Source organism: Paenibacillus puerhi (genome assembly GCF_009846885.1).
GTDB classification, from domain to species: domain Bacteria; phylum Bacillota; class Bacilli; order Paenibacillales; family NBRC-103111; genus Paenibacillus_G; species Paenibacillus_G puerhi.
Genome location: NZ_WUWM01000011.1, coordinates 74,168 through 100,069, shown reverse-complemented (window position 1 = coordinate 100,069; position 25,902 = coordinate 74,168). Strand labels below are relative to the sequence as shown.

24 protein-coding genes are annotated in these 25,902 nt (G+C 53.0%); all 24 read left to right on the top strand.

All coding sequences use genetic code 11. The features are described from left to right. The first annotated feature begins 28 nt into the window (after nt 1–28). The 24 genes from GSF01_RS12085 to miaB all read left to right on the top strand — a co-directional run bounded on the left by GSF01_RS12085 (nt 29) and on the right by miaB (nt 25,891). Nucleotides 29–2,620: an FtsK/SpoIIIE family DNA translocase gene (locus GSF01_RS12085; RefSeq protein ID WP_159884287.1), complete on the top strand. Its 2,592-nt coding sequence runs from the start codon at nt 29–31 to the stop codon at nt 2,618–2,620. A gap of 126 nt (nt 2,621–2,746) precedes the next feature. Beyond that, nucleotides 2,747–3,565: a spore cortex-lytic enzyme gene (gene sleB / locus GSF01_RS12080; protein WP_159884285.1), complete on the top strand. Its 819-nt coding sequence runs from the start codon at nt 2,747–2,749 to the stop codon at nt 3,563–3,565. Nucleotides 3,566–3,676: 111 nt separating this feature from the next. Beyond that, nucleotides 3,677–4,960, top strand: coding sequence for an EF-P 5-aminopentanol modification-associated protein YfmF (yfmF, locus tag GSF01_RS12075; protein WP_159884283.1), 1,284 nt, complete (start codon nt 3,677–3,679; stop codon nt 4,958–4,960). Next, complete coding sequence (yfmH, locus tag GSF01_RS12070; RefSeq protein ID WP_159884281.1) at nt 4,961–6,247, top strand: EF-P 5-aminopentanol modification-associated protein YfmH; 1,287 nt, start codon at nt 4,961–4,963, stop codon at nt 6,245–6,247. Continuing rightward, complete coding sequence (gene ymfI, locus GSF01_RS12065) at nt 6,247–7,002, top strand: elongation factor P 5-aminopentanone reductase (protein ID WP_159884279.1); 756 nt, start codon at nt 6,247–6,249, stop codon at nt 7,000–7,002. The genes yfmH and ymfI overlap by 1 nt, the downstream gene beginning before the upstream one ends. A gap of 75 nt (nt 7,003–7,077) precedes the next feature. After that, nucleotides 7,078–7,332 carry a DUF3243 domain-containing protein gene (locus tag GSF01_RS12060; protein ID WP_159884277.1) on the top strand — a complete coding sequence of 85 codons (255 nt, stop codon included), beginning with the start codon at nt 7,078–7,080 and terminating at the stop codon, nt 7,330–7,332. 170 nt (nt 7,333–7,502) lie between these two features. Continuing rightward, entirely contained in the window at nt 7,503–8,342 is an 840-nt protein-coding gene (locus tag GSF01_RS12055; RefSeq protein WP_159884275.1) for a hypothetical protein, read from the top strand. An 87-nt stretch (nt 8,343–8,429) separates the two neighbouring features. Next, nucleotides 8,430–9,212: a DUF3388 domain-containing protein gene (locus tag GSF01_RS12050; RefSeq protein ID WP_159884452.1), complete on the top strand. Its 783-nt coding sequence runs from the start codon at nt 8,430–8,432 to the stop codon at nt 9,210–9,212. Between the two features lie 60 nt (nt 9,213–9,272). After that, nucleotides 9,273–10,142, top strand: coding sequence for a helix-turn-helix domain-containing protein (locus GSF01_RS12045; protein WP_159884273.1), 870 nt, complete (start codon nt 9,273–9,275; stop codon nt 10,140–10,142). Nucleotides 10,143–10,256: 114 nt separating this feature from the next. Then, entirely contained in the window at nt 10,257–10,748 is a 492-nt protein-coding gene (locus GSF01_RS12040) for a YajQ family cyclic di-GMP-binding protein (protein ID WP_159884271.1), read from the top strand. Nucleotides 10,749–10,897: 149 nt separating this feature from the next. After that, nucleotides 10,898–12,226, top strand: coding sequence for a 30S ribosomal protein S12 methylthiotransferase RimO (gene rimO, locus GSF01_RS12035; protein ID WP_159884269.1), 1,329 nt, complete (start codon nt 10,898–10,900; stop codon nt 12,224–12,226). Beyond that, entirely contained in the window at nt 12,223–12,801 is a 579-nt protein-coding gene (gene pgsA / locus GSF01_RS12030; protein ID WP_159884267.1) for a CDP-diacylglycerol--glycerol-3-phosphate 3-phosphatidyltransferase, read from the top strand. Before rimO ends, pgsA begins: the two co-directional genes overlap by 4 nt. 75 nt (nt 12,802–12,876) lie before the next feature. Continuing rightward, nucleotides 12,877–14,124 (top strand): competence/damage-inducible protein A, encoded by a 1,248-nt coding sequence (locus GSF01_RS12025; protein WP_159884265.1) that lies wholly within the window; start codon nt 12,877–12,879, stop codon nt 14,122–14,124. A 229-nt stretch (nt 14,125–14,353) separates the two neighbouring features. Beyond that, nucleotides 14,354–15,403, top strand: coding sequence for a recombinase RecA (gene recA, locus GSF01_RS12020; RefSeq protein WP_159884263.1), 1,050 nt, complete (start codon nt 14,354–14,356; stop codon nt 15,401–15,403). A 66-nt stretch (nt 15,404–15,469) separates the two neighbouring features. Then, nucleotides 15,470–16,174, top strand: a complete 705-nt coding sequence (locus tag GSF01_RS12015) for a RecX family transcriptional regulator (RefSeq protein WP_159884261.1) — start codon at nt 15,470–15,472, stop codon at nt 16,172–16,174. 252 nt (nt 16,175–16,426) lie between these two features. Continuing rightward, a complete protein-coding gene (rny, locus tag GSF01_RS12010) occupies nt 16,427–17,977 on the top strand; it encodes a ribonuclease Y (RefSeq protein ID WP_159884259.1) in 1,551 nt (516 codons plus the stop codon). Nucleotides 17,978–18,060: 83 nt separating this feature from the next. After that, nucleotides 18,061–18,855: a TIGR00282 family metallophosphoesterase gene (locus tag GSF01_RS12005; RefSeq protein ID WP_159884450.1), complete on the top strand. Its 795-nt coding sequence runs from the start codon at nt 18,061–18,063 to the stop codon at nt 18,853–18,855. Between the two features lie 129 nt (nt 18,856–18,984). After that, on the top strand, nt 18,985–19,245 hold the full coding sequence (locus GSF01_RS12000; protein WP_006286829.1) for a stage V sporulation protein S: 261 nt from the start codon (nt 18,985–18,987) through the stop codon (nt 19,243–19,245). Between the two features lie 127 nt (nt 19,246–19,372). After that, a complete protein-coding gene (locus tag GSF01_RS11995) occupies nt 19,373–20,317 on the top strand; it encodes a dipeptidase (protein WP_235941420.1) in 945 nt (314 codons plus the stop codon). Nucleotides 20,318–20,541: 224 nt separating this feature from the next. Continuing rightward, nucleotides 20,542–22,293, top strand: a complete 1,752-nt coding sequence (locus GSF01_RS11990) for a 2-oxoacid:acceptor oxidoreductase subunit alpha (protein WP_159884255.1) — start codon at nt 20,542–20,544, stop codon at nt 22,291–22,293. Further along, nucleotides 22,281–23,147, top strand: a complete 867-nt coding sequence (locus tag GSF01_RS11985; RefSeq protein ID WP_159884253.1) for a 2-oxoacid:ferredoxin oxidoreductase subunit beta — start codon at nt 22,281–22,283, stop codon at nt 23,145–23,147. The genes GSF01_RS11990 and GSF01_RS11985 overlap by 13 nt, the downstream gene beginning before the upstream one ends. Nucleotides 23,148–23,270: 123 nt before the next feature. Then, nucleotides 23,271–23,843 carry a phosphate propanoyltransferase gene (locus GSF01_RS11980; RefSeq protein ID WP_159884251.1) on the top strand — a complete coding sequence of 191 codons (573 nt, stop codon included), beginning with the start codon at nt 23,271–23,273 and terminating at the stop codon, nt 23,841–23,843. An 89-nt stretch (nt 23,844–23,932) separates the two neighbouring features. Beyond that, nucleotides 23,933–24,118 carry a hypothetical protein gene (locus GSF01_RS11975; protein ID WP_159884249.1) on the top strand — a complete coding sequence of 62 codons (186 nt, stop codon included), beginning with the start codon at nt 23,933–23,935 and terminating at the stop codon, nt 24,116–24,118. A gap of 183 nt (nt 24,119–24,301) precedes the next feature. After that, complete coding sequence (gene miaB / locus GSF01_RS11970; protein WP_159884247.1) at nt 24,302–25,891, top strand: tRNA (N6-isopentenyl adenosine(37)-C2)-methylthiotransferase MiaB; 1,590 nt, start codon at nt 24,302–24,304, stop codon at nt 25,889–25,891. Nucleotides 25,892–25,902 lie beyond the last annotated feature (11 nt).

Genomic DNA, 25,902 nt, shown 5'->3' with positions numbered 1-25,902 from the left:
TATAATGGGCTGACGGGGGTGAACGGCTTTGGCCAAAAGGAAGAAGAAGGGCAAAGGAATTAAGGCTAATCTAAAATTTGAACTGTACGGTATACTCATTCTGACATTGTCTGTCATCGCGCTCTCCCGTGAAGGCTCGGTAGCCCGCTCGCTGACATATTTGTTCCGATTCGTTATCGGGACGTGGGATTTCGTTATCCCCCTTGTGTTCATATATGCCGCGCTTTACGCTATGATGAAGCGCCGGTGGCCGGTGTGGCGCACGGCACGCAAAGCGGGCCTGCTGCTCATCCTGCTGTCGCTGCTGCTGATGAGTCACATCAGCCTGTTCGCTATGCTTTTCCCCAAGATGGGCTTCGAGGCCGGGCAAATCCTGTCCCAAACCTGGAGCAGCCTGGTGGATGGGCTGGAAGGGAGCGAGCAGGGACAAAATATCCTTACGGATAGCGTAGGCGGCGGGATGATAGGCGCTGTTCTCTATGCCGCGTTCTTCTTCATGTTCGGCAATCTGGGTGCCAGGCTGATCCAGATTACATTAATTGTAACCGGTGTTATTCTGCTAACCGGCTGGTCGATCGGCGATCTCGCTCAAAAGCTTCAGTCGAGGAAGCCTTTTAAGGATACGCTGCTGGGCCAGTTTATTAGGCAAAAAGCGCTGGAGCGCCGGCAGGCTCGGATCGCGGAGGCGGCTGCAAGAAAGAAGAAAGCGCCTGCTTCAGTGATTCCTACCGGAGCGGATGATGACGAATTCAACGAAGAATCCTATAAGCCGGATCCTAAGCCACGAAAAGCCGCTAGTAAGAAGCGGTCGCTGTTCTTCGAGCTCTTGAAGCCGGCCGATGGCGAGGAAAAAGCACGAAAGAACGCCAAATCGGCTGCAAAAACCGCGCAGGAGGACGAGGAGCCGGAAGAAGAGGTTATCGTATACGCAGCCGAAGGAGGCAAGTCTGCCGACGGAGCGGCCGCTTGGCAGCAGGAGGAGGAGCTGGAGTCTCCTATCCCGGTTATCCGGGATTTTCAGGAGCAGGTTCGTCAGGAGGCTGGCAACGGAGATAGCGACATCCCAGACCGGAATACGGCTTCCGGCGGTACGGGGTTTCCTGCCGCAGCTGTCGCCTCTTCTCCTTCAGATACACAGATGCAGGAGGGAGAAGGCACGCCTGAGGACTTTGACATAAAGTCAAAGCCGCTCGCCCTGCCTTATGAGCTTCCGTCGCTGCAGCTGTTGTCCAAGCCCGCCTCAGGCAAGGGCGGCGAGTCGCTCGATTACAAGGCGGTTGCCCGGAAGCTGGAGGCGACGCTGGAAAGCTTTGGCGTACGCGCGAAGGTGCTGGAGGTCGTCCGGGGCCCTGCGGTGACCCGTTATGAGATCCAGCCGGACGTAGGAGTGAAGGTAAGCCGCATCGTGAGCCTGACCGACGACATCGCGCTGGCGCTGGCCGCCAAGGACATCCGGATGGAAGCGCCGATCCCGGGCAAATCCGCTATCGGCATCGAGGTTCCTAATACCGAGGTATCTATCGTTACGATGAGAGAGGTCATGGAAACCGCTGCCTTCCAGGATTCTGCCTCGAGGCTATCCATCGTTCTCGGCCGCGATATTTCGGGCCAGCCTATCGTCGGTAACTTAGCGAAGATGCCTCACATGCTCGTGGCAGGTGCTACGGGATCGGGCAAGTCGGTTTGCGTCAACGGCATTATTACGAGTATCTTGTTCAAAGCGAAGCCGGATGAGGTCAAGTTCCTGATGATCGATCCGAAGATGGTCGAGCTTAACGTGTATAATGGCATCCCTCATCTGCTCGCTCCTGTCGTCACCGACCCGAAACGCGCCTCCCTTGCGCTCAAAAAGGTCGTGGTGGAGATGGAGAAACGCTATGAGCTGTTTTCCAAAAGCGGAACAAGAAACATTGAAGGGTACAACAATATGCTGGTTGAAACGCAGACAGGCGCGCCGCTGCCTTATATCGTGGTCATCGTCGACGAGCTTGCCGATCTGATGATGGTGGCGGCCGGGGATGTAGAGGATGCGATCTGCCGGCTGGCCCAGATGGCGAGGGCGGCAGGGATCCATCTGCTAATCGCCACGCAGCGTCCTTCCGTCGACGTCATTACCGGCGTTATCAAGGCGAATATTCCGTCCCGTATTGCCTTCGGCGTCTCCTCGCAGGTGGATTCGAGGACCATTCTCGATTCGGCTGGAGCCGAGAAGCTGCTTGGACGAGGAGACATGCTTTATATGCCGATGGGCGCTTCCAAGCCGGTGCGGGTGCAGGGCGCGTTTCTCTCCGACCAGGAGGTGGAGACGGTATGCAACTTTGTTCGTACCCAGCGCCAGGTGGAGTACGTCGAGGATATGGTGCCCCAGGTCGACGATAAGTCGGATGAACAGGAGCTGTTCGAGGACGAGCTGTACGACCAGGCGGTGCAAATTATTCTCGAAGCCAAGCAGGCCTCGGTTTCCTTGCTCCAAAGACGCATGAGGATCGGTTATACGCGCGCGGCCCGCCTGATCGATACGATGGAGGCTAAAGGGGTTGTCGGCCCTTACGAGGGCAGCAAGCCGCGTGAGGTGCTGGTCTCGCTGGAGCAGTACCACATGAACCGGATGACCTCCTGATTTTCGGCGGCGCCGCTGTCAAATCCCGGATTAAACGCCAAGGCTGAATAATCGGCTTTCTCCTTTCTCATAATAACCTTAAATTAGGTTGCCACTTATAATGGCGGGAAAGGTGAGTTGCCTCGCATGAACAAACGATTGATGATCATGACCGTTACGCTAGTTGCCGTATTGTTTGCCGGGCTCCAGTTAAAGCACCGACTTATTACGGAGCAAACCTTCAGCAAGAACGAGATTCGCTACGGGGCCTCCGGCACGGCTGACACCTATGAGCTTCAGGGACGATTGAAGCATCTGGGCTTTTACAAAGGAAATGTGGACGGCGATTTCGGTTATCAGACCCTGAAGTCGCTCAAGTGGTTCCAGTCCGAATTTGGGCTTAAGGTTGATGGCATTGCCGGAGACAAGACCAAGCTGAAGCTCTGGGAGGCTACGAAGAACTGGAAGGCGACGGCCGAAGAGCTGCCGCCCTGGGTAATCGGCCGAGCGGCCGGCAATCAGGGCGCTGCAGGAGCGGGCGCCGGTGCAGGCGCAGGCGCCGCACCAAGTGCCGCCCCATCCGGTATGACGAAAGCGACGAGGCTCGGGTTTACGGAGCAGGACCTGAAGCTGATGGCCAATGCCGTTCACGGCGAAGCACGCGGCGAGCCGTACGTCGGCCAGATCGCGGTAGCGGCGGTCATATTGAATCGGGTCAAGTCGTCGCAGTTCCCGAACACGGTGTCCGGCGTGATTTTCCAGCCCGGCGCCTTCACGGCTGTAGCCGACGGCCAGATCTGGCTCGAGCCGAACGAGACCTCTTTCAAAGCCGTACAGGATGCGGTGAACGGATCGGATCCATCCGATGGCTGCCTGTATTATTTCAACCCGGTGACCGCGACCTCCAAGTGGATCTGGACTCGACCCCAGGTCAAAACGATCGGCAAGCATATCTTCTGCAAATAAGCAGGGCGAAGAAGTAACCGTTCATGCGGTTGCTTCTTCTGTTTCTGGAGGAATATAATGGAACAGAACCGGAAAGGCGGTATTGCGATGTCGAGAGGAGTTGTTGCGGCAATGAAAGAGATACAATTCGAGCGTGGAACCGTTCGCGGAGTTCGCGTGCACGTCCTGCCCACCGATCAGTTTAAAACCTTTGCGATTTCGGCGTATGTCGGTCGTCCCTTAGAGGAGGATTCGGTTACTTCAACGGCTCTGATTCCTTTTGTACTGCGCCGTGGAAGCAAGTCGTATCCGGAAACCAAGCAGTTCCGCGAACGGCTGGATGACTTGTACGGCGCCGGCTTTGGCTTTGATGTATACAAGCGCGGCGACTACCAGATGGTCCAATTCCGTATGGATGTTATTCATGATGACTTTGTCTCCAGCCCCGAGTCGCTGCTGGGGCAGGCCTTGCAGTTTCTCGGCGAAGCCGTAACCCAACCGGCCCGGGAGGACGGGAAGCTCGTTCGGAAGTACATCGAGACCGAAAAAGCAACCGTTCGGAAAAAGCTGGAGGCCATCATAAATGATAAAATCCGTTATGCGGCCGAGCGCTGCATAGAGGAAATGTGCAGCGGGGAGCCGTATCGTCTCCATCCGCTGGGGAAGATTGAGGATCTCGCAGGACTCGATGATTCGTCCTTGAGCGCTGCTTACGGAAGCTGGCTGAAGCAAGCGCCGATTGATATTTATGTCGTCGGCGATACTACGCTGGAAGACGTGCTGCCTCTGGTCTCGCAGTATTTTGTCATCGAGCGGACAGAAGAGACGGCGTATAACCTCAAGGCGGATCATCGCCAAGTGCACGAAGTAAAGGAAGTGGTCGAGCGCCTGGATGTGAATCAGGGCAAGCTGAACATGGGGCTCCGCATTCCTACCTCGTATGGAGACGATACGTATCCGGCCGCTTTGATGTACAACGGCATTCTCGGGGGATACCCGCATGCCAAGCTGTTCACGAATGTGCGCGAGAAGGCAAGTCTGGCTTACTACGCATCCTCCCGTTTGGATGGACATAAAGGGATATTGACGATCCAATCGGGCATAGAAATAGCGAATTACGAGAAAGCCGTCGCGATTATCAAGGAGCAGCTTCAGGCGATGAAAGAAGGCCGGATTAGTGAAACGGAGCTGCAGCAGACAAAAGCGATGATTACAGGCCACCTGCGGGAGCTGCAGGATTCGGCTTTCGAGCTGATCGCGTTCGATTTCAACAATCGGCTTTCAGGGGCCGAACGGACGGTTCCGACCCTAATCCAAGCCATCGAGAACACGACGCCGGCTCATATTCAGGACATGGCGGATCGGGTAGCGCTCGATACCATTTACTTTTTGACCGATAGCAAGGGGGGACAATAAATGCAGAGCATCCCTTATCCGCAAGTGAAAGAAACGCTGTACACGGAGCAGCTGCCTAACGGCCTCACCGTATACATCCTGCCGAAGCCCGGCTTTCAGAAAACCTATGCCACGTTCTCGACCAAATACGGCTCGATCGACAATCATTTCCGGGTGGAAGGGCAGCCGGAACAAAAAGTTCCCGACGGAATTGCCCATTTCCTGGAGCACAAAATGTTTGAAGAGCCGACGGGAGACATCTTCTCGGTATTCGCTGCTCAGGGAGCGTCCGCCAACGCCTTTACCAGCTTTGACCGGACGGCGTATCTGTTCTCCGCTACAAGCCAGATACGTGAAAACCTGACGACGCTGATCGATTTTGTTCAGAATCCGTATTTTACGGATGAAAATGTGGAGAAGGAGAAGGGGATTATCGGCCAGGAGATCAACATGTATGCCGACAATCCGGACTGGCGCTCCTACTTCGGTCTGATCGAAACGATGTATCATGTTCATCCCGTCCATATCGATATAGCGGGCACGATCGCATCGATTGGCCAGATTACCAAAGACATGCTGTATGAATGCTACCATACCTTTTATCATCCGACCAACATGTGCTTGTTTATCGTCGGCGGGGTTGAACCCGAGGAAATCATGGAGCTTGTCCGCAGCAACCAGGCGTCCAAAACATTCAAGCCGCAGGGTGACATTCACCGCCTGTTCGCTCAAGAACCGCCTACGGTCAAGCAGCCGCGCAAAACGACAAAGCTGCCCGTATCGGTGCCCAAATGTTTGTTCGGCTGCAAGGAACCGGAGCAGCCGCTGCGCGGCCGCGACATGCTGAGGCGGGAGCTGGGGATGAAGGTGCTGCTGGACGCGTTGCTTAGCCCGAGCTCCGCCATTTACCAGAAGCTGTACGACGATGAGCTGATCTCCGACAATTTCGGATCGGAATACAATATATCGGAGCAGTATGCGTTCTCCGTACTGGGCGGCGATACGAAGGACCCGGAGCAATTGATCGCCCGCATTCAGGAAGAGATCGACAAGGTAAAGACTAAGGGGTTAAATCGAGAAGACTTTGAGCGGAGCAAGAAGAAGAAAATCGGTGCTTTTCTGCGGCAGCTCAACTCGCCCGAGGCGATTGCCAATGAATTCACGAAATATCGGTTCAAGGACGCGGACTTGTTCGATGTGCTGCCCGTATACGAGGAGCTGACGCTGGAGGAGATTAATGGGCTGCTCTCCAGTCACTTCGATTGGAACCAGATGGCGGCTTCTATTGTCCAAAGCGAGGAAAAATGATGTCATCCGGTAAATCCTTCACCGAGCAAACGGTGCTTATTACGGGGGCGAGCCGCGGCATCGGCGCTGCGATCGCCCGCCGCTTTGCCTCTGTAGGGATGAATGTAGTCATCCACTATCTTCAATCGCATGAGGCTGCCAATGAAACCGCGCGCCAGTGCATGCGTTACGGAGCCCGAGTACTTACGGTAACCGCCGACCTGCGGTCGCAGGAGCAGATCGGCCGGATGAAAGAAAAGCTAGAGCAGCATGGACTCATACCTGATATTCTGGTCAACAACGCCGGTATTTCCCATTACGGGATGCTGACTGATGTGACGGAGGAGGAATGGGACGACGTCATGAGCATCAACCTGAAGGGCATGTTCCTCATGACCCGTCAATTTATGCCTGCCATGGTGGCGCAGAAGTACGGGCGCATCATCAATGTATCCTCTATCTGGGGGATGTCGGGCGCTTCCTGCGAGGTCGCTTATTCGACGTCCAAGGGCGGCATGAATGCCTTCACCAAAGCGCTGGCTAAGGAGCTGGCGCCTTCCGGCGTAACCGTCAACGCAGTAGCTCCTGGGGCGGTAGAAACGATGATGATGTCAGGCTTCGACGAAGAGGAAAAGGCTGCCATGGAGAATGATATCCCGGCGGGAAGATTTGGACAGCCCGATGAAGTTGCCTCGCTTGTTTACTTCCTGGCTTTGCCGGAATCTGGCTATATTACCGGGCAGATCATAAGCCCCAACGGCGGCTGGCATACTTAAGCATTGCATAAAGACGCTGCCTTCTGCGAATTCTAACCCTTGTAAGGTCCAAAACTTCTGAGGGAGGAATTCAACATGGCAACGGTACTTAAAATTTTCGACCGGTGGAAAGAATTTTTAGGCGAGCGCGTTGAACAAGCGGAGAAAGCGGGCATGAGCGAAGAAACCATCTCCAAGCTAGCCTTGCAAATCGGCGAGTTTTTGTCCGATAAGGTCGACCCGGAGAACAAGGAAGAGCGTGTGCTCAAAGAATTGTGGGATGTGGCCGATGAGCAGGAGCGTAAGGCGCTCGCTTCGACGATGGTCAAGCTGGCCAAAGCCAATAATTAATTATAATGTCATTCTTAACGGCCTCCTCTTACCAGGAGGCTTTTCCTGCGCAGCAGGCTTGGATTGACCCGGGCAAACGTTTATACTAAGAGAGATGAGATGGAGCCGTCGGGCGCCTCTCGCGAAATACGTTCTCTTTAGCGCTTTAGGAAATGAGGGTAATGAATCACATGAAGTCATTATTTCGTTATGGAGTTCTACTCGGCTTGCTGCTTATTCTATGCACGGCATGCGGCAAGCAGATTCCGAAGATTGATCCGGCGCTTCTGCAAAGCAAATCCTCGCTTCTTGTCGTCACCGATCCGGCCTTGTCCGCCGATGCGAGACAGAGACTGCAGAATGCATTGTCGGAATGGCGGAATACGAAGCAGCTCGCCTTTGAATGGCTGCCGGATGTAACGGTCTTGACGAGCGAGCAGCTGGATAAGATCCGATCAAGCTCCTATGACTATATTTTCGTGGCAGGTCATAATCTGGTACAGACGACGCTGCCTTTGGCCGAGGACATACCTGAACGCAAATGGCTGCTGCTGGATGACCGAATATTGCGCAATACCTTGACGGTGAAAGGCTCACATATCGTTCTCAAAGCCGTGCAGGAAGACAGGCTGCGCAGCGAATGGGAGGAATGGGTGCGTCAGCAGATTGTAACCGGACGCCCTATCGAATGGGTTACGACTTCCGCCTATCCCATCCCGTCGGACTGGGCGCCCGCCGAAGAAGCGGAAACGGTTCATCTGGCGGATGCGGAGGGATGGGTTCAACAGTTTCAATTTGCGGTAAAAGCTCATAAGCCCGCTTGGGTGGTAGGCTTTGCTCCGCTAGACGCTGCTCAGCTGCAGCGGCTTCGGGCGACGCATGCCTCCGTAGTGGATATGAACAATACGACGGTCGATCTTCAGTGGAACGAGGTATTGCTTTCGCTTCAGCACACGTTCAGCACAGGGGCTTGGAGCCCGGGACTAAAGTCATACGAGGAAAGGGAGTTCCGTATCCTCAAGAATTTATAAATTCCCGTCGTATCCGGGAGGATTTCATCGAATATTGTAGAATAATTGTCTAGCCCCAAATTCAACCGGATCGGAGTTTACACTATGATGAATGGATTTGAAACCAATGAAATGAAGCAATGGTATATGGAATACCGTATACATAAAAACCGTCCCGGCTTGCTTGGGGATATCGCTTCTCTGATGGGGATGCTTGATATTAATATCGTGACGATCAATGGGGTCGAGGACCGGACGCGGGGGATGCTTCTGCAGACCCGGGATGAAGAAAAAGTGGAACTTATGGGTAAAATGTTAAGGAAAGTGGATAATATAACGCTAACGGCTCTTCGTACGCCGAAGCTCGTGGATATTTTGGCTGTCCGGCATGGCCGGTATATCGAAAGAGATTCGGATGACAAAAAAACGTTCCGGTTTACGAGGGATGAGCTCGGACTGCTGGTCGATTTTCTAGGCGAGGTTTTTAAGCGGGAAGGCAATCACGTGGTCGGTCTGCGTGGAATGCCGCGCGTAGGCAAAACCGAATCGATCATTGCGGGAAGCGTATGCGCCAATAAGCGCTGGACGTTCGTGTCGTCGACCCTGCTGCGCCAAACCGTGCGGAGCCAGCTGTCTGAGGATGAAATGAATGCCAATAACGTTTTTATTATCGATGGCATCGTCTCGACTCTGCGTTCCAACGAAAAGCACCACAGTCTCCTTCAGGAGATCATGGCTATGCCCTCAACGAAAGTCATTGAGCATCCTGATATTTTTATTCGCGAATCCCAGTATACGTATGAAGACTTTGACTGCATCGTCGAGCTTCGTACGACTCCGGACGAAGAGATTTCGTACGAATCGTTTACGGGAGGCTTCGATAGCTATTGAATCGGCTCTGGTTTTGGAGAGCCTACAGTTTAACGACACATAATCGGAAGGGTGACTGGCGTGACTGATCTTGGTCAGCTATTGAGAAAGGCGAGATTGGACAAAAAAATATCGCTCGACGATCTCCAGGAAGTGACCAAAATCCGCAAGCGCTATCTGGAAGCGATCGAAGAGGGGAACTACAAGGTGCTCCCCGGCAATTTTTATGTGCGGGCATTTATTAAGAGCTATGCCGAAGCCGTAGACTTGGATCCCAATGAAGTTGTGAATATGTATCAGAACGTTATCCCGCAGGCAGAGCCTGAGCCGAGCGAACCGGCGATCAGGACCAAGCGGACGGGCGCGCTTCGCAACACCGAGCGGATAGGCAAATGGGCTTCCAATATTATGGTCATTTCTTTTATAGTGCTTATCTTGGGGATTATCTACTATTTCATGAGTATCAACTATAAGGGAACGAGCGACGCCAGCGAGGATTTGCCGAAGAAAATAACGGATAAAATCGAACCCTCCGGTCAGCTCACGGCATCCGGGGCCACGTATCAGGCAACTCCGGGCGGGGAGACTCAGACACCGCCCGTGCAGCTACCCGCGCCTCCTCCTCCGCAGAATGAAGTCAAGCTGGCCAAAAGCGAGCGGGGCATCGACTATTATGAAGTCAGCGGAGTAGATAAACTGAAGATCGAAGTGACGGTAACCGGAGATCAATGCTGGATGAAGATCGACGCTTTGAGCGCATCTCGGGAGCAGTTGTTCGAAGGGCTGTTGAAAAACGGCGAAACCAAAAGCTGGGAGCTCGCGGATTCGGCCGCCTTGCGCTTCGGCAAGGCTAGCGCCGTAGAAATTACGATCAACGGGCAAACATTCCCGGTCGGAGATCAGGCCAATGTGAAAAATCTGCAGGTGGACTTGCAAAAATCGCAGGGCTAATGAAATAATGGAGAGGACGGACATGCGATGCCTTTGTGCAGCGGGTGTCCTTTTTGCTAGAATAGGAACCATGCAAGGGATTAGATAAAATGGAGACGGAAGGGTGCAATAACCATGAGTAGTGAAAGTTCTTTCGACATCGTATCGAAGCTCGACATGCAGGAGATGAACAATGCGATCAGTCAGGCGGAGAAAGAAATTGCCACGAGGTTCGACTTCAAGAACAGCAAGAGCAGCATTGTGCTGGAGAAGGAAGAGCTGATCGTCGTCTCCGATGACGACTTCAAGCTTCAAAACGTACTGGATATCCTCCAATCGAAGATGGCCAAACGGGGAATTTCGTTGAAAAACCTGGAGTACGGCAAGGTGGAGTCCGCTGCAGGCAGCACCGTGCGTCAACGCATCAAGGTTAAGCAAGGGGTCGATCAGGATAACGCTAAGAAAATAAACATCATGATCCGCGACTCCAAGCTGAAGGTGAAAAGTCAAATTCAAGGCGATCAAATTCGGGTGACCGGAAAAAACAAGGACGATCTTCAGCAGGTCATCCAGCTTCTACGCAAAGCTGACTTGCCGCTTGAGCTGCAATTCATCAATTTCCGCTAGTCCGGACGAATAGGGCCGGATGGGGTGAATAACCTTGCGCCGAGGGCTGCAAGGTTATTTCGCGAGTTTTGACACTCTTCAAGAGGTTATATTATACTTGGTACAAACGTTCAGAAGTAAAAGGCATGAAGCCGTTTTGGAGGAAGAACATGACAGAGAAAGTCAAGGTTGTAACGCTGGGCTGTGAAAAAAATCTCGTAGACTCCGAGATTATGTCCGGGCTGGTTCACGAACGCGGCTATCAGCTCGTAGCCGACAAGGAAGATGCAACGATTATTATCGTGAATACGTGCGGATTTATCGACGCAGCGAAAGAAGAATCGGTCAATACGATTCTTGATATGGCGGAGCTGAAGGAAACAGCGAATCTGAAGGCGTTGATCGTCTCGGGATGCTTGACTCAGCGCTATAAGAAAGAATTGATGAACGAGATGCCGGAGATCGACGGGATTGTCGGCACCGGCGATTTTGATAAGATCAATGACATTATTGATGACGCGCTGGCCGGCAAGAGACCAATACTTATCGGCAATCCCGTGTTCAACTACGATAAGAAGCTGCCGCGCCGGGTATCGACTCCCCGATATACGGCTTATGTCAAGATTGCCGAGGGCTGCGACAATGCCTGTACGTTCTGCAGCATCCCGCTTATGCGCGGGAAATTCCGCAGCCGCAGCATGGAATCCATACTTGACGAGGTCGCACAGCTTGCCTCGCAAGGCGTCAAGGAGATCAGCCTGATTGCTCAGGATTCCACGAACTACGGGGCGGACATTTACGATTCCTACATGCTGCCTACGCTGATGAACCGCGTCAGTGAAGTGGAAGGGGTCGAATGGGTGCGGCTTCACTATGCCTACCCTGGCTTTTTTACGGATGAGCTGATCGACACGATTGCTTCCAACCCGAAGATTTGCAAGTATATCGACATGCCGCTGCAGCATAGCGAGGACAGCATCCTCAAGCGGATGCGCCGTCCGGGCCGTCAGCGCGATACGCGCGAGCTGGTCCGCAGAATTCGCGAGCGGATACCTGGCGTGTCGCTGAGAACCTCACTGATCGTCGGTTTTCCGGGCGAGACGGAGCAGGACTTTGAGAATCTCAAGGCTTTTGTCCGCGAGGTGCAGTTCGACCGGCTTGGCGTATTTACGTACTCCAAGGAAGATGACACGCCGGCGTCAAGACTGCCGGATCAAATCAAGGAGAGCGTGAAGGATTACCGGGCCAACGTTCTTATGGAGATCCAGCGGGAAATTTCCAACGAGCGTAACAGCAGCAAGATCGGACAAGTGATTGATGTTCTGATCGAGAAATATGACGGACGCAACGACGTTTATGTCGGACGTTCGCAGTTCGATGCTCCGGAGATTGACGGCGAGGTATTTGCCACGGGAGCCGGGCTTCAGATCGGCACCATCGCCAAGGTACGCGTTACCCACTCGTTCGAGTTTGATTTATCCGGGGAGGTTGTGGCATGAACCTAGCCAACCGGATTACGGTGGCGAGAATTTTTCTAGTTCCCATTATCATGTTTTTCCTGCTCGTCAACGTGAAGTTTCCACATGTACGCATAGAGCAATTTACGATCACCTATAATCAGATCATCGCAGCGCTGATCTTCATTATTGCGGCGAGTACGGACAGTCTCGACGGTTATATTGCCAGAAAGCGCAAGCTTGTTACGAACCTAGGCAAGCTGCTCGATCCGCTCGCGGATAAGCTGCTCGTATCTGCTGTGCTCATCTCCCTGGTGGAGATGGGCAAGCTGGATGCGTGGATTGCGATCGTGATCATCAGCCGCGAGTTTGCGGTGACGGGGCTGCGCCAGATCGCCTTGCTCGAAGGGATCGTCATGGCGGCCAGCAAGTGGGGCAAATGGAAAACGGCCGTTCAGATCACGGCGATTATTGCCCTGCTTATCAATAACTTCCCGTTTGCATTTATCGATTTCCGCTTCGATTTGATTGCAAGCTGGGTCGCTGCAATCATCACGTTATATTCGGGCTTTGATTATTTTATGAAAAACAAGCATGTACTCAACTTCAGCGAATAGCGACCGGAAGCAGTAGGGCAACCTTCCTGTTCTTGTTTGCCGCGTCCTAAACTGCATAATCGGAAGGTGATCCGGATGAAAGCGGAGATAATCGCCGTCGGTACAGAGCTGCTGATGGGCCAGATAGCGAATACGAATGCGCAGTACTTATCCAAAGGGCTTGCCGACATCGGGATTGGCGTTTACTTTCACACGGTAGTCGGAGACAACGTCGGACGGATCAAGGAGGCGCTGGAGATAGCCAAGAGCCGCGCCGATCTGATTATTTGCACGGGAGGGCTGGGGCCGACGCAGGACGATCTGACCAAGGATGTGCTCGGTGAGGTTCTAGGTCGGCCGCTTGTCATCCACCAGCCTTCGATGGACAAAATAACCGAGCTGTTCGCCCGCCGGGGAGCGCTTATGGTGGAGAGCAATGCAAGGCAGGCTCTGATGCTGGAGGGAAGCGAGCCGCTGGCTAACGAGACGGGACTTGCCGTAGGCAACGCGCTGACGCAGGACGGCACTCATTATATCGTGCTGCCCGGGCCGCCTCGCGAGATGAAGCCCATGTTCGAGCACGAGGCTATGCTATGGCTGCAGTCGCGCTTCCAAGGCTTGCAGCCGCTGCATTCGATCATCCTGAAGTTTGCGGGCATCGGCGAATCGCTGCTCGAGCATCGGCTTATCGACCTGATCGATGCTCAGACCGACCCGACTATCGCGCCATACGCGAAGGAGGGCGAGGTCGCGATCCGGCTGACGACGCGTGCGGCCAGCGCCGATGAGGCTGCTGTGAGGCTAAAGCCGCTCGAAGAAGAAATCCGAAGCAGGCTCGGCGAGTATATCTACGCTTCCGACGACTTGACGCTCGAGGAATTCATCGTACGCAAGCTGGGCGACGAGGGACGCACCCTGGCGGTGGCCGAGAGCTGCACCGGAGGACAGCTCAGCGATCTGCTGACCTCGGTTCCCGGCGGTCAGGGAGCTTTCGTGGGCGGCATCATCAGCTATACCAACGAAGTGAAAAGGGATGTGCTCGGAGTGCCGGCCGAGCTGCTCGAAGGCGAGGGCGCACCCGGCGCCGTAAGCACGGAGACGGCCATAGCGATGGCGGAGCGCGTGATGGAGCTGTGCGGCGCGGACTGCGGCTTGTCGGTGACCGGCGTCGCAGGTCCCGGCGAGGCGGAGGGGAAGCCTGTAGGACTTGTCTATGTCGGCATAGCGGTCCGCGGGCGGCAGACCGAAGCCGTGGAGCTTCAGATTGCGGGCAATCGGTCTACGGTCAAGCTGAGGGCTTCCAAAAGCGCCCTATACCATCTATGGGTTCGCCTGAAGTCTTAGGATAGGCAACGGAAGCCGCAAGTCTATATGCGCGTAATTCATAGTTGCTGCGGATTAGAAAATAAAGTATAATAGTCTTATGCGGAAGCACCGTAACAACTTCAACCCTTGTTACGGTTTTTATTTGGATTTAGATGCGAATGTATGTTCGAAAAATAGCTTGGCAAACCTTTTAAAAACCGTTATGATGGTAATATCATAGAATTCAGAAGAAGAGGAAGTGAGTCTCTTGACGGACCGTAAAGCAGCTTTGGAAAATGCCCTTCGTCAAATCGAGAAGCAATTTGGCAAAGGTTCGATCATGAAGTTGGGTGAATCCACCCACATGCAAGTAGAAACGATCCCGAGCGGTTCCTTGGCGCTGGATATCGCTCTTGGTATTGGCGGGTTTCCGCGGGGAAGAATTATCGAAGTATATGGTCCGGAATCCTCCGGTAAGACGACGGTAGCGCTGCATGCTATCGCCGAGGTGCAGAAGGCGGGCGGTACGGCTGCTTTCATCGATGCGGAGCATGCGCTCGATCCGCTGTATGCAAGCAAGCTGGGCATCAATATTGATGAACTCCTGCTTTCGCAGCCGGATACCGGGGAGCAGGCGCTTGAGATTGCCGAAGCTCTTGTACGAAGCGGCGCTGTCGATATTATCGTTATCGACTCCGTAGCGGCACTCGTGCCGAAAGCCGAGATTGAAGGCGAGATGGGCGACTCTCACGTTGGTCTGCAGGCGCGATTGATGTCCCAGGCGCTTCGGAAGCTTTCCGGCGCGATCAACAAGTCGAAAACTATCGCTATCTTCATCAACCAGCTTCGCGAGAAGGTCGGGGTTATGTTCGGCAACCCTGAGACAACTCCGGGTGGACGCGCCTTGAAATTCTACTCCTCCGTACGCCTGGATGTCAGACGCATCGAGACGATCAAGCAGGGGAATGACATGGTTGGTAACCGTACGCGGATTAAGGTTGTCAAGAATAAGGTAGCTCCACCGTTCAAGCAAGCCGAGATCGATATCATGTACGGCGAAGGGATCTCGCGCGAGGGCAGCCTCGTCGATATCGCGACGGAAATGGACATTATCCAGAAGAGCGGAGCATGGTACTCGTATAACAATGACCGTCTGGGCCAGGGACGGGAAAATGCGAAGCAGTTCCTTAAGGAAAATGTTCATGTTGCGGACATTATTGAGAAAAAAATTCGTGAGAATAGCAACTTGATTGCAGTCACGGGTCCCAATACGGATGACGAGCTGGAAGACGAAGAAGAATTGGCGGTATTGGAATAACAGGCACAGAGCACCTTTTCTTCCGGAAAGGGTGCTCTTTCGCCTTTCAGTGCGGAGGGGAATAAGATGACGGATGAGACCGTACAGGCGCCCTTGGGAGGCGTCATTACGAAGGTAGAGCGGCAAGCGCGGGCCAAGCAGCGGTATAACGTCTACCTGGATGACGTATTCGCCTTCTCGGTGCACGAAGATCTGATGGTGAAGTACCGCCTGCTCAAAGGGACCATGATAGAGCCTGAGGAGTACGGTCGCATTTTGACTGAGGAAGAGCGGCATAGAGCCTACCTAAGCGCGATCCGCTTGCTGTCGAGCCGCCTGCGATCCGAGTATGAGATACGTGAGAGACTCAAGCAGAAGGAATTCGAGCCCGAGGTCATCGGGCATGTGACAACGCGCTTAAGAACGGAAGGCTATCTCGATGATGCTCTGTTCGCCGAAATGCTGACTAAGCAGCGGTCGGAATCGCAGAAGAAGGGCCGTCATTGGATCAAGCAGGAGCTGCAGCAGAAGGGGATACCTAAGGAGCATATATCCGCTGCCCTGGAGCAGGTGAACGAGGATGACGAAACGGAAGCGGCCTATCAGCTGGCTAGTAAACGGTACCGGAAGTCCTGGGAAGAGGACCCGCTGAAAGCTCGCCGTAAACTGGCCGGCTTTTTACAGCGGCGCGGTTATTCCGGAAGTGTGGTAAGCAGAGTGATGGCACGTATGCCGCATTCAAAGGGGAATGAGGACTGGCACGAGTCTTCGGAAGAGAATGATTTCGACTGAAATGAAAGGCGAGTAACCTCCGTTATTTGGCCTATTATCAGAGGCTTGCCGTTAACGGCTTGACAAGCTTTCTTCACAACCTATAAAATGTTGTTGTACATTCTTGATACACGGGGTCGTCCTCTGTCAGCCCAGAGCGACGATTCGCAAAGTAAAATCGCCAATTTTTACTTTACTAGAGCAAGCTGAATGGATTAAAAACCTGAATATCCCAAGCTTACCCCTTGGAGAAACAACGAGGGAGGTGAACTGATGCCTACGTTAGCCACAGTCATCTGGATCCTGGTCGTTCTCGTTGTTGGTGCACTATGCTTCGGGATCGGTTATTTTATCCGCAAGTCCCTTGCAGAAGCGAAAATTTCCAGTGCCGAACAAGCCGCCCTGCAAATCGTGGAAAGCGCCCGCAAAGAAGCGGAGGCACTGAAAAAAGAAACGGTTCTCGAAGCCAAAGACGAAATTCATAAGCTGCGAACCGAAGCTGAAAAAGACATTCGTGACCGTCGGAATGAAACTCAACGACAAGAAAGACGATTGTTGCAAAAAGAGGAGTCGCTGGATAAGAAATTAGAATCCCTAGAGCGAAAAGAAGAGCAAGTCGCCAACAAAGAGAAACGAATCGAAGAGACCCAATCGCAAATCGATCAGATTTACCGTGACCAAGTTTCTGAGTTGGAGCGAATATCGGCATTAACGACGGATGAGGCCAAGCAGATCATCCTGAGCAATGTCGAGCAGGAAGTTCGCCATGAAACGGCACAATTAATTAAAGAAATCGAGCAGCAAGCGAAGGAAGAAGGCGACAAGAAGGCAAGAGATATTATCACGCTGGCTATTCAGCGTTGTGCTGCCGATCATGTCGCAGAGACGACGGTATCTGTCGTATCTTTGCCTAACGAGGAGATGAAGGGCCGCATCATCGGTAGAGAAGGTCGCAACATCCGGGCGTTGGAAACACTGACCGGTATCGACCTGATCATTGATGATACGCCTGAAGCCGTTATTTTGTCGGGCTTTGATCCGATTCGCCGCGAGATTGCACGTACGTCACTGGAGAAGCTGGTGGCAGACGGACGTATCCACCCTGCGCGTATCGAGGAGATGGTGGAGAAATCCCGCAAGGAAGTGGACGAGCGGATACGCGAGTACGGCGAACAAGCTACATTCGAAACCGGCGTTCACGGGCTTCACCCGGATCTTATCAAAATTCTGGGCCGCTTGAAGTTCCGGACAAGCTATGGTCAAAACGTACTGAAGCATTCCATGGAGGTTGCTTATCTGGCCGGGTTGATGGCGGGAGAGCTCGGAGAAGACGTGACATTGGCGAAGCGTGCCGGACTTCTTCACGACATCGGCAAGGCGCTCGACCATGAGGTGGAAGGGTCACACGTGGAGATCGGCGTGGAAATCGCCAAGAAATACAAGGAACATCCGGTCGTCATCAACAGTATCGCTTCGCATCATGGCGATACGGAAGCGACCTCGGTCATCGCCATGCTGGTGGGCGCGGCAGATGCCTTGTCTGCAGCAAGGCCGGGAGCTCGCAGAGAAACACTGGAGACTTACATCAAGCGCTTGGAAAAACTGGAGGAAATCTCCGAATCGTTCGAGGGTGTCGAGAAGTCATTCGCCATCCAGGCTGGACGCGAGGTTCGCGTGATGGTACAGCCGGAGAAGGTCGACGATACCGAAGCATTCCGATTGGCGCGTGACATTACGAAGAAAATCGAGAACGAGCTCGATTATCCAGGGCACATCAAGGTTACCGTCATCCGCGAAACCCGCGCGGTGGAATATGCCAAATAACGTTGCTATTCAGGAGAAAGAAGTGGCTGATCCAGCCACTTCTTTTTCCTTGCATGCCGAGTACAAACTGGGAGGTTTTGAAGATTAGACTGTTGTTTATAGGAGATATTGTCGGTTCCGTGGGGCGCAAAGCGCTGAAGACCTGCCTGCCCAAGCTCAGGTCCAAATACAATCCGCAGTGGATTGTGGTGAATGGCGAGAATGCCGCGGCAGGACGCGGGATTACCGCTTCGATCACGCGTGAATTTTTCGAGATGGGCGTGCAAGCGATCACGATGGGCAATCATACGTGGGACCAGAAGGACATCTTCGAGTTTATCGAGGATGAGCCTCGCCTGGTACGGCCGGCTAATTTCCCGGCGGGAACGCCGGGGAGGGGAATGACCTTTATAAAAGCAAGAGACAAGGAGCTAGCGATCATCAATTTGCAGGGACGCACTTTCCTGCCTCCCCTGGATTGTCCGTTTGCGAAGGCGGATGAACTGGTAGCGGCTGCTCGTAAGAGAACGCCCTATGTCTTTGTAGATTTTCATGCGGAAGCGACCAGCGAGAAGCTGGCAATGGGCTGGCATTTGGATGGCCGCGTGTCGGCTGTCGTAGGAACGCACACCCATGTACAGACTCATGACGAGCGTATCCTGCCGCAGGGAACAGCCTATTTGACCGATGTCGGCATGGTGGGTCCCCGCGATGGAATTCTGGGGATGGAACGCGAGGGCGTCATGTACAAGTTTAGAACCTCGCTCCCGGCGAGATTTGTAGTGGATGAAGGAACCTGGCACTTTCATGCGGTCTGCATCGATCTGGACCCAACGACTGGACTCGGGCAGAAGCTGCAGCTGGTTAGGATGACGGAGGATGATCTGCTGTTCGAATAAAACTTGAGAAATTAACAGAACATTCTCAATTTTTCGAAAACTCCAACTTCGGGTAGAAGGAATTAACGGCAAATTCCTAGAATATGATGGATACTGGAAGCTATCATCATTCCCGAGGAGGTACTTTTCATGGAAGTATTAAAAGTTTCAGCAAAATCCAACCCAAATTCCGTAGCAGGCGCGCTTGCGGGTGTATTGCGCGAACGCGGCGCGGCCGAGCTCCAAGCTATCGGAGCAGGGGCGCTCAATCAAGCTATTAAAGCCGTAGCGATTGCCCGAGGATTTGTGGCTCCCAGCGGGGTTGATTTGATCTGTATACCAGCGTTTACCGATATCGTGATCGATGGCGAAGACCGAACGGCCATTAAACTGATCGTAGAGCCAAGGTAGTTTCCTATAGGATGTAGGTTGAATAGAGCCAGGTTCAAGCCTTCGAATCGCAAACACCTGTTTACGAAATAGACAGGTGTTTTTGTCTGCACGCATGACCATAACCTTCGCTGGAGGCTGATTGCTCATGATCATCATAGATGGACACTGCGATGCGTTGTTCAAAATGATCGAGAATCCTTCGCTTGATTTCTTCGCGTCGGACTTGAGCGGACTGGATGTCACCTATCCCCGGATGTGCCGTTCGAATATCAAGGTTCAATTTTTTGCGATTTACTTATCCGAGCGTATAAAGAACCCCCGATTGGATCATTACTTGGAGTATGCGGCCTTGTTTCATCGGAAAATCGTGTCCGACGGGCGCATTCGCGCGATTAGAACCCGGAACGACTTAGAGGCCGTGATGAGGAGCGGAACCGAGCGGGGAGCCCTGCTAACCCTGGAGGGCGCCGACGCCCTGCACGGGAATCTGCTGCATCTGCAGACGCTCTACGACCTTGGAGTCCGAATGATCGGCACGACCTGGAACTATGCCAACTGGGCGGCGGACGGTATTCTTGAACCGCGGCAGGCGGGCTTCACGCTGCAAGGAAAAGCATTCATCAAAGCATGCAATGAATTGGGTATGCTGCTGGATGCCTCTCACTTGTCCGTGCGGGCATTTTGGGATATGGCGGAATGCTCGCGCAAGCCATTCGTCGCGACCCATTCCAATGCCAAAGCGGTCTGCAGCCATCCCCGCAATCTGGACGATGACCAAATCCGGGAGCTGATTCGTGCAGGAGGGCGTATAGGCATTACCTTTGTCCCGTGGTTCGTCTCTCATCAAGGGGCTGCCATAGACGGAATTATCAAGCATATTGATCATATTCTCTCGCTAGGCGGGGCCGGGAGCCTTGCGCTCGGATCCGACTTTGACGGCATTGACCGCTGGATTCCGCAGCTGGAGCATGCCGGCCAATTTGACCGGCTGGCTTTTGAGCTGTACAAGAGATATCCAGATGATGTTGCTGAGGGAATCCTGTACGGCAACTGGTATTCCTTTCTCGCCGAGCAGCTTCCGGCCCGCTAAACCTAACATCTGTTTTGTAGATACAAGACGTCTAAACTATTCTCGTTTCGATATGGATATGATCTAAAATAACTATCCTTGATTTTTGACGAAAACCCTTGCAATTTACCTTCTAAAGTCATAGAATTTGGTGTGACAACTGAAAGATGCTTAGTACTGTCGTCTTTCGGACGATCATGCAGGTGCAGCTGCTACGGCAGCGAAATTAAAAGGAGTGGACAACGGTGATTAGCCAATTATCTTGGAAAGTCGGAGGACAACAGGGGGAGGGCGTGGAAAGTACGGATAAGATCTTCTCCACTGCATTGACCAGACTGGGGTACTATCTGTACGGATATCGCCACTTTTCCTCGCGGATTAAGGGTGGACATACGAACAACAAAATCAGAATCAGTACCAAACCGATTCGCGCGATTTCCGACGATTTGGACATTCTCGTGGCTTTTGACCAAGAAACAATTGATGTAAACGCTCACGAACTTCGCAATAATGGCGTTATCATCGCCGATGCCAAGGTAAACCCGACTGTTCCAGAAGGGGTAAATGCCAGATTGTTTGCGGTTCCAATTACAGCTATCGCTGAGGAATTGGGAACCTCTCTATTTAAAAACATGGCTGCTTCGGGCGCATCCTGGGCTTTGCTCGGATTGCCGCTTGAAGTGTTTAATAAAGCGGTTGAAGAAGAATTTGGACGCAAGGGTCCGGCTGTTGTCGAGAAAAACATCGAGGCTGTGCGCAAGGCGGCCGAGTTCGTGCTCGAACTGACCGGCGGTCCGCTGCCTGAGTTTCAGCTTGAGCCTGCAGACGGCAGACAAAAGCTTTTCATTATCGGTAACGATGCCATCGGTCTCGGCTCGGTAGCTGCAGGCTGTCGTTTTATGCCCGCATATCCGATCACTCCTGCATCCGAGATTATGGAATATCTGATCAAGACGCTGCCTAAATTCGGCGGTACGGTCATCCAAACCGAGGACGAGATCGCTGCATGTACGATGGCCATCGGCGCCAACTACGGCGGCGTGCGCGCCTTGACTGCATCGGCAGGACCCGGCTTGTCGCTGATGATGGAAGCGATCGGATTGGCAGGAATGACCGAAACGCCTGTCGTTATCGTCGATACGCAGCGCGGCGGCCCGTCTACAGGTCTGCCGACGAAGCAGGAGCAATCCGACGTTCTCGCTATGATCTACGGAACGCATGGTGAGATCCCTAAGGTGGTGCTGTCGCCATCCACCATCGAAGAATGCTTTTACGATACGATCGAAGCGTTTAACCTGGCGGAGGAGCATCAGCTGCCGGTTATTCTTCTGACGGACCTGCAGCTTTCCTTGGGTAAGCAAACGAGCGAGCTGCTCGATTACAAACGGATCGAAATAAAACGCGGCAAGCTGCAGCAGGGCGAACTGCCGCCACTGGCCGATAACCAAATGTTCAAGCGGTATGAGCTGACAGAAGACGGTATCTCCCAGCGCTCCGTGCCCGGCCAGAAGTTCGGCATTCACCATGTAACCGGTGTTGAGCATGCCGAGGATGGACGACCATCCGAGAGTCCGGTGAACCGCAAGAAGATGATGGATAAGCGTCTGGGCAAGATGAAAAACATCAAGGTTACGGATCCGATCAAGGTCGATGCTCCGCATGAAACGCCGGACCTGCTGATCATTGGCATGGGCTCTACGGGCGGCACGATCGACGAGGCCCGCGGCCGTTTGGCAGAGAAGGGCATCCAAACGAACCATATCACGGTTCGCTTGCTTCACCCGTTCCCAGTCGAAGAAATCCAGCCTTACCTGGAGAAGGCGAAACAAGTCGTTGTTGTCGAGAACAATGCGACAGCCCAGCTTGCTTCCTTGATCAAGCTCAACGTAGGGTATGCGGAGAAAATCAAAAGCATGTTGAAATACGATGGCAACCCATTCTTGCCAGCTGAAATCACAACATTCTGTCAGGAGCTGAACCTAGTATGGCAACGTTAAAAGACTTCCGTAACAATATCAAACCGAACTGGTGCCCAGGCTGTGGAGACTTCTCCATTCAAGCAGCTATTCAAAGAGCGGCTGCCGGCGTAGGTCTGGAGCCGGAACAGCTTGCCGTTGTATCGGGTATCGGCTGTTCGGGCCGGATCTCCGGTTACATCAACGCATATGGCTTCCACGGGATTCACGGACGTTCCCTTCCGATCGCGCAAGGTCTGAAGATGGCTAACCGCGAGCTGACCGTTATCGCTGCAGGCGGCGACGGCGACGGCTTCGCGATTGGTATGGGCCATACGGTACATGCAATCCGCCGGAATATTAACATCACCTATATCGTGATGGACAACCAAATCTACGGGTTGACTAAGGGACAAACGTCGCCGCGTTCTGCCGAAGGCTTCAAAACGAAGTCCACGCCGTCCGGCTCGATCGAGTCCGCACTGTCTCCGCTCGAAGTAGCTATTGCCGCAGGCGCGACATTCGTTGCCCAATCGTTCTCGAGCAACTTGAAGCAGCTTACCTCGCTGATCGAGGAAGGCATGAAGCATGAGGGCTTCTCCTTCATCAACGTATTCAGCCCATGCGTAACTTTCAATAAAGTCAACACGTATGAGTGGTTTAAGGAAAATATCGTCGATCTGGAAGAAACGCCGGATTACGATTCCTCCAACCGCGCGATGGCCATGAACAAAATCATGGAAACGAACAGTCTTGTAACCGGCCTGATCTATCAGGACAAAACAAGAAAAAGCTATGAGAATTTGGTCAATGGCTTTAAAGAAGAAGGCCTGAATAAAGCGAACCTCGAGCTGACCGAGCAAGAATTTGATAAATTGGTGTCAGAATTTAAATAAGAGCAAGTTCATGAGGGAGCATACGGCCGCGGCCGTATGCTTTTTGTTTGAGATCGGAGTATAATGAGAAGGTAGCGTTAGGCAGCAAAGGCATAACGAGAGAGAGCGAGGAGTGAGCGCTAGATGAAGCAAGTACCGATTGGCGTATCCGCAAGACATATCCATCTGTCGCCCGAACATATCGAAGCTTTGTTCGGAGCAGGCTATGAGCTGAAGATCATGAAGGACCTGTCCCAGCCCGGCCAATATGCGGCTGAAGAAACGGTGGCGGTCGTAGGGCCCAAAGGCCGGTTCGACAAGGTTCGGATCCTCGGACCGGCTCGTTCCAAGTCGCAGCTGGAAGTGTCCCGCACGGATGCTTTCGCACTTGGCATGAAGCCCCCCGTACGGGAATCCGGCCATATCGAAGGGACGCCCGGCATTAAGGTGATTGGTCCCGCCGGTGAGGTCGAGCTGGAGGAAGGCGTGATTGTGGCGGCACGCCATATTCACTTTCATACCGAGGATGCGGCCAAGTGGGGCATCGCCGATAAACAGCTGCTGACGGTTCGTGTGGAAGGCGAACGTTCGCTTATCTTTGAACAGGTTGTGGCTCGGGTTTCGGAGCAGTTCGCGCTGGACATGCATATCGATACGGACGAAGCCAATGCCGCGGGCGTCAAGACGGGGGATACGGCTACGATATTGTCCGAATAATGTCTTTTGTCTGACGCCAAAGGTTTCAGCTCCTGGGAATATACGGTTAATAATAACCGAGTCCTATTAACCGGGAGGTGGCTAGACGTATGGCTAACAACCAAGCAGACAAGCCATGGAGCAAGAATGGCAAGGACAGCGAACAGAAGGGTCTCCGATTTTTCATTGAGGAGCTAGACCCGCAGGAGAAGAATGAACATCAAACTCCGCTGGGAACGAACCGCCTTATCGATGAACAAAATAAGATGATCGATCGATATAACCTGCGTAAATAATAGCTGCATGACCTCAGTCTCTGACTGGGGTCTTTTTTATGAATTCAGGCGTTGAAAATTTGATAGATAGTCACATTGCTTAGATGGATTCGGAAAAGCAGATGTGGTATAATTTTTTATTGATGCTCGAATGAAAATGAAAATATAGATTAGCGGAATTGACCATAAAGGAAGTGTAAGAGGATGACCAAGGAGAACCCAAATACATCGGACTTAAAATCCGACAAGGTGAAGGATTACTCCAAATATTTTGATTTTTCCGATGCGAAGGTCGTGTCCCAGGAAGAAGGGAAAACGACGTACCGGATCAAAGGGAGAAATATTCAGATCAATTCGCAGCCTGACTTTGCCGAGGGGAAGCGGAGGGGTAAGGAATCGATCGAGGTTCATTATGATTTCGGTATTCCCGACGACATGAAGGCATTCGGCAAGGGCAAGTTCTATCAGATCGTGACCTACGGATGTCAGATGAACGAGCATGACACCGAGACGATCAAGGGCATGCTGGAGCAGATGGGCTATCAGTCGACGGATGACCGCAAGCAGGCCGATATGATTTTGCTGAATACCTGTGCCGTTCGCGAGAATGCAGAGGATAAAGTATTCGGCGAGCTCGGCCATCTGAAGCACTTGAAGATCGAGAAGCCTTCGCTTATCCTCGGCGTATGCGGCTGTATGTCGCAGGAAGAAGGCGTCGTGAACCGGATCATGACCAAGCATCCGTTCGTCGATCTGATTTTCGGCACGCATAATATTCACCGGCTTCCGGTCCTGCTCAAGGATGCTTCCTTCAACCGGGAGATGGTTGTCGAGGTATGGTCCAAGGAAGGCGACATCATCGAGAATATGCCCAAGAAGCGGGAAGGGATAAAAGCTTGGGTGAACATTATGTACGGCTGCGATAAATTCTGTACGTATTGTATCGTTCCCTATACGCGGGGCAAGGAGCGGAGCCGCCGTCCCGAGGACGTTATCGCCGAGGTGCGCGAGCTGGCCCGTCAGGGCTTCAAGGAAATTATGCTGCTGGGCCAAAATGTCAACGCGTACGGTAAGGACTTTGAGGATATCGAATACCGGTTCGGCGATCTGATGAACGATGTCAGCAAGATCGATATCCCCCGCGTGCGGTTCACGACGAGCCATCCTCGCGACTTCGACGATCATCTGATCGAGGTGCTGGCGAAGAAGGGCAATCTGATGGAGCATATCCATCTGCCCGTTCAATCAGGCAGCAATGAAATTTTGAAGCGGATGAGCCGTAAGTACACGCGTGAGCTGTACCTGGAGCTCGTCGGCAAAATTAAAGCCGCCATGCCTGACGTTGTGCTGACGACGGATATTATCGTCGGTTTCCCGGGCGAGACGGACGAGCAGTTCGAGGACACGCTGGCTCTCGTACGCGAGGTGGGATACGATAGCGCGTATACCTTCATCTATTCACCGCGGGAAGGCACGCCTGCCGCTGAGATGAAGGACGATATCCCGGCCGACGTCAAAAAACAGCGTTTGTACCGTCTGAACGACACGCTCAACGAGTACAGCAAGGCCAGCAATGACCGGTTAAAGGGCCAGACGCTCGAAGTGCTTGTGGAAGGCGAAAGCAAGAACAATGAACAGGTGCTCGCAGGACGCAGCCGGACGAATAAGCTGGTTCACTTTGAGGGACCGAAGGAGCTGATCGGCCAGTTCGTCCATGTGCGCATTACCGAGACGCCGACCTTCTACATTAAGGGCGAATGGGTACAGGAAGCGGTAAGATCACAACTAGGTTAATAGGATAATAA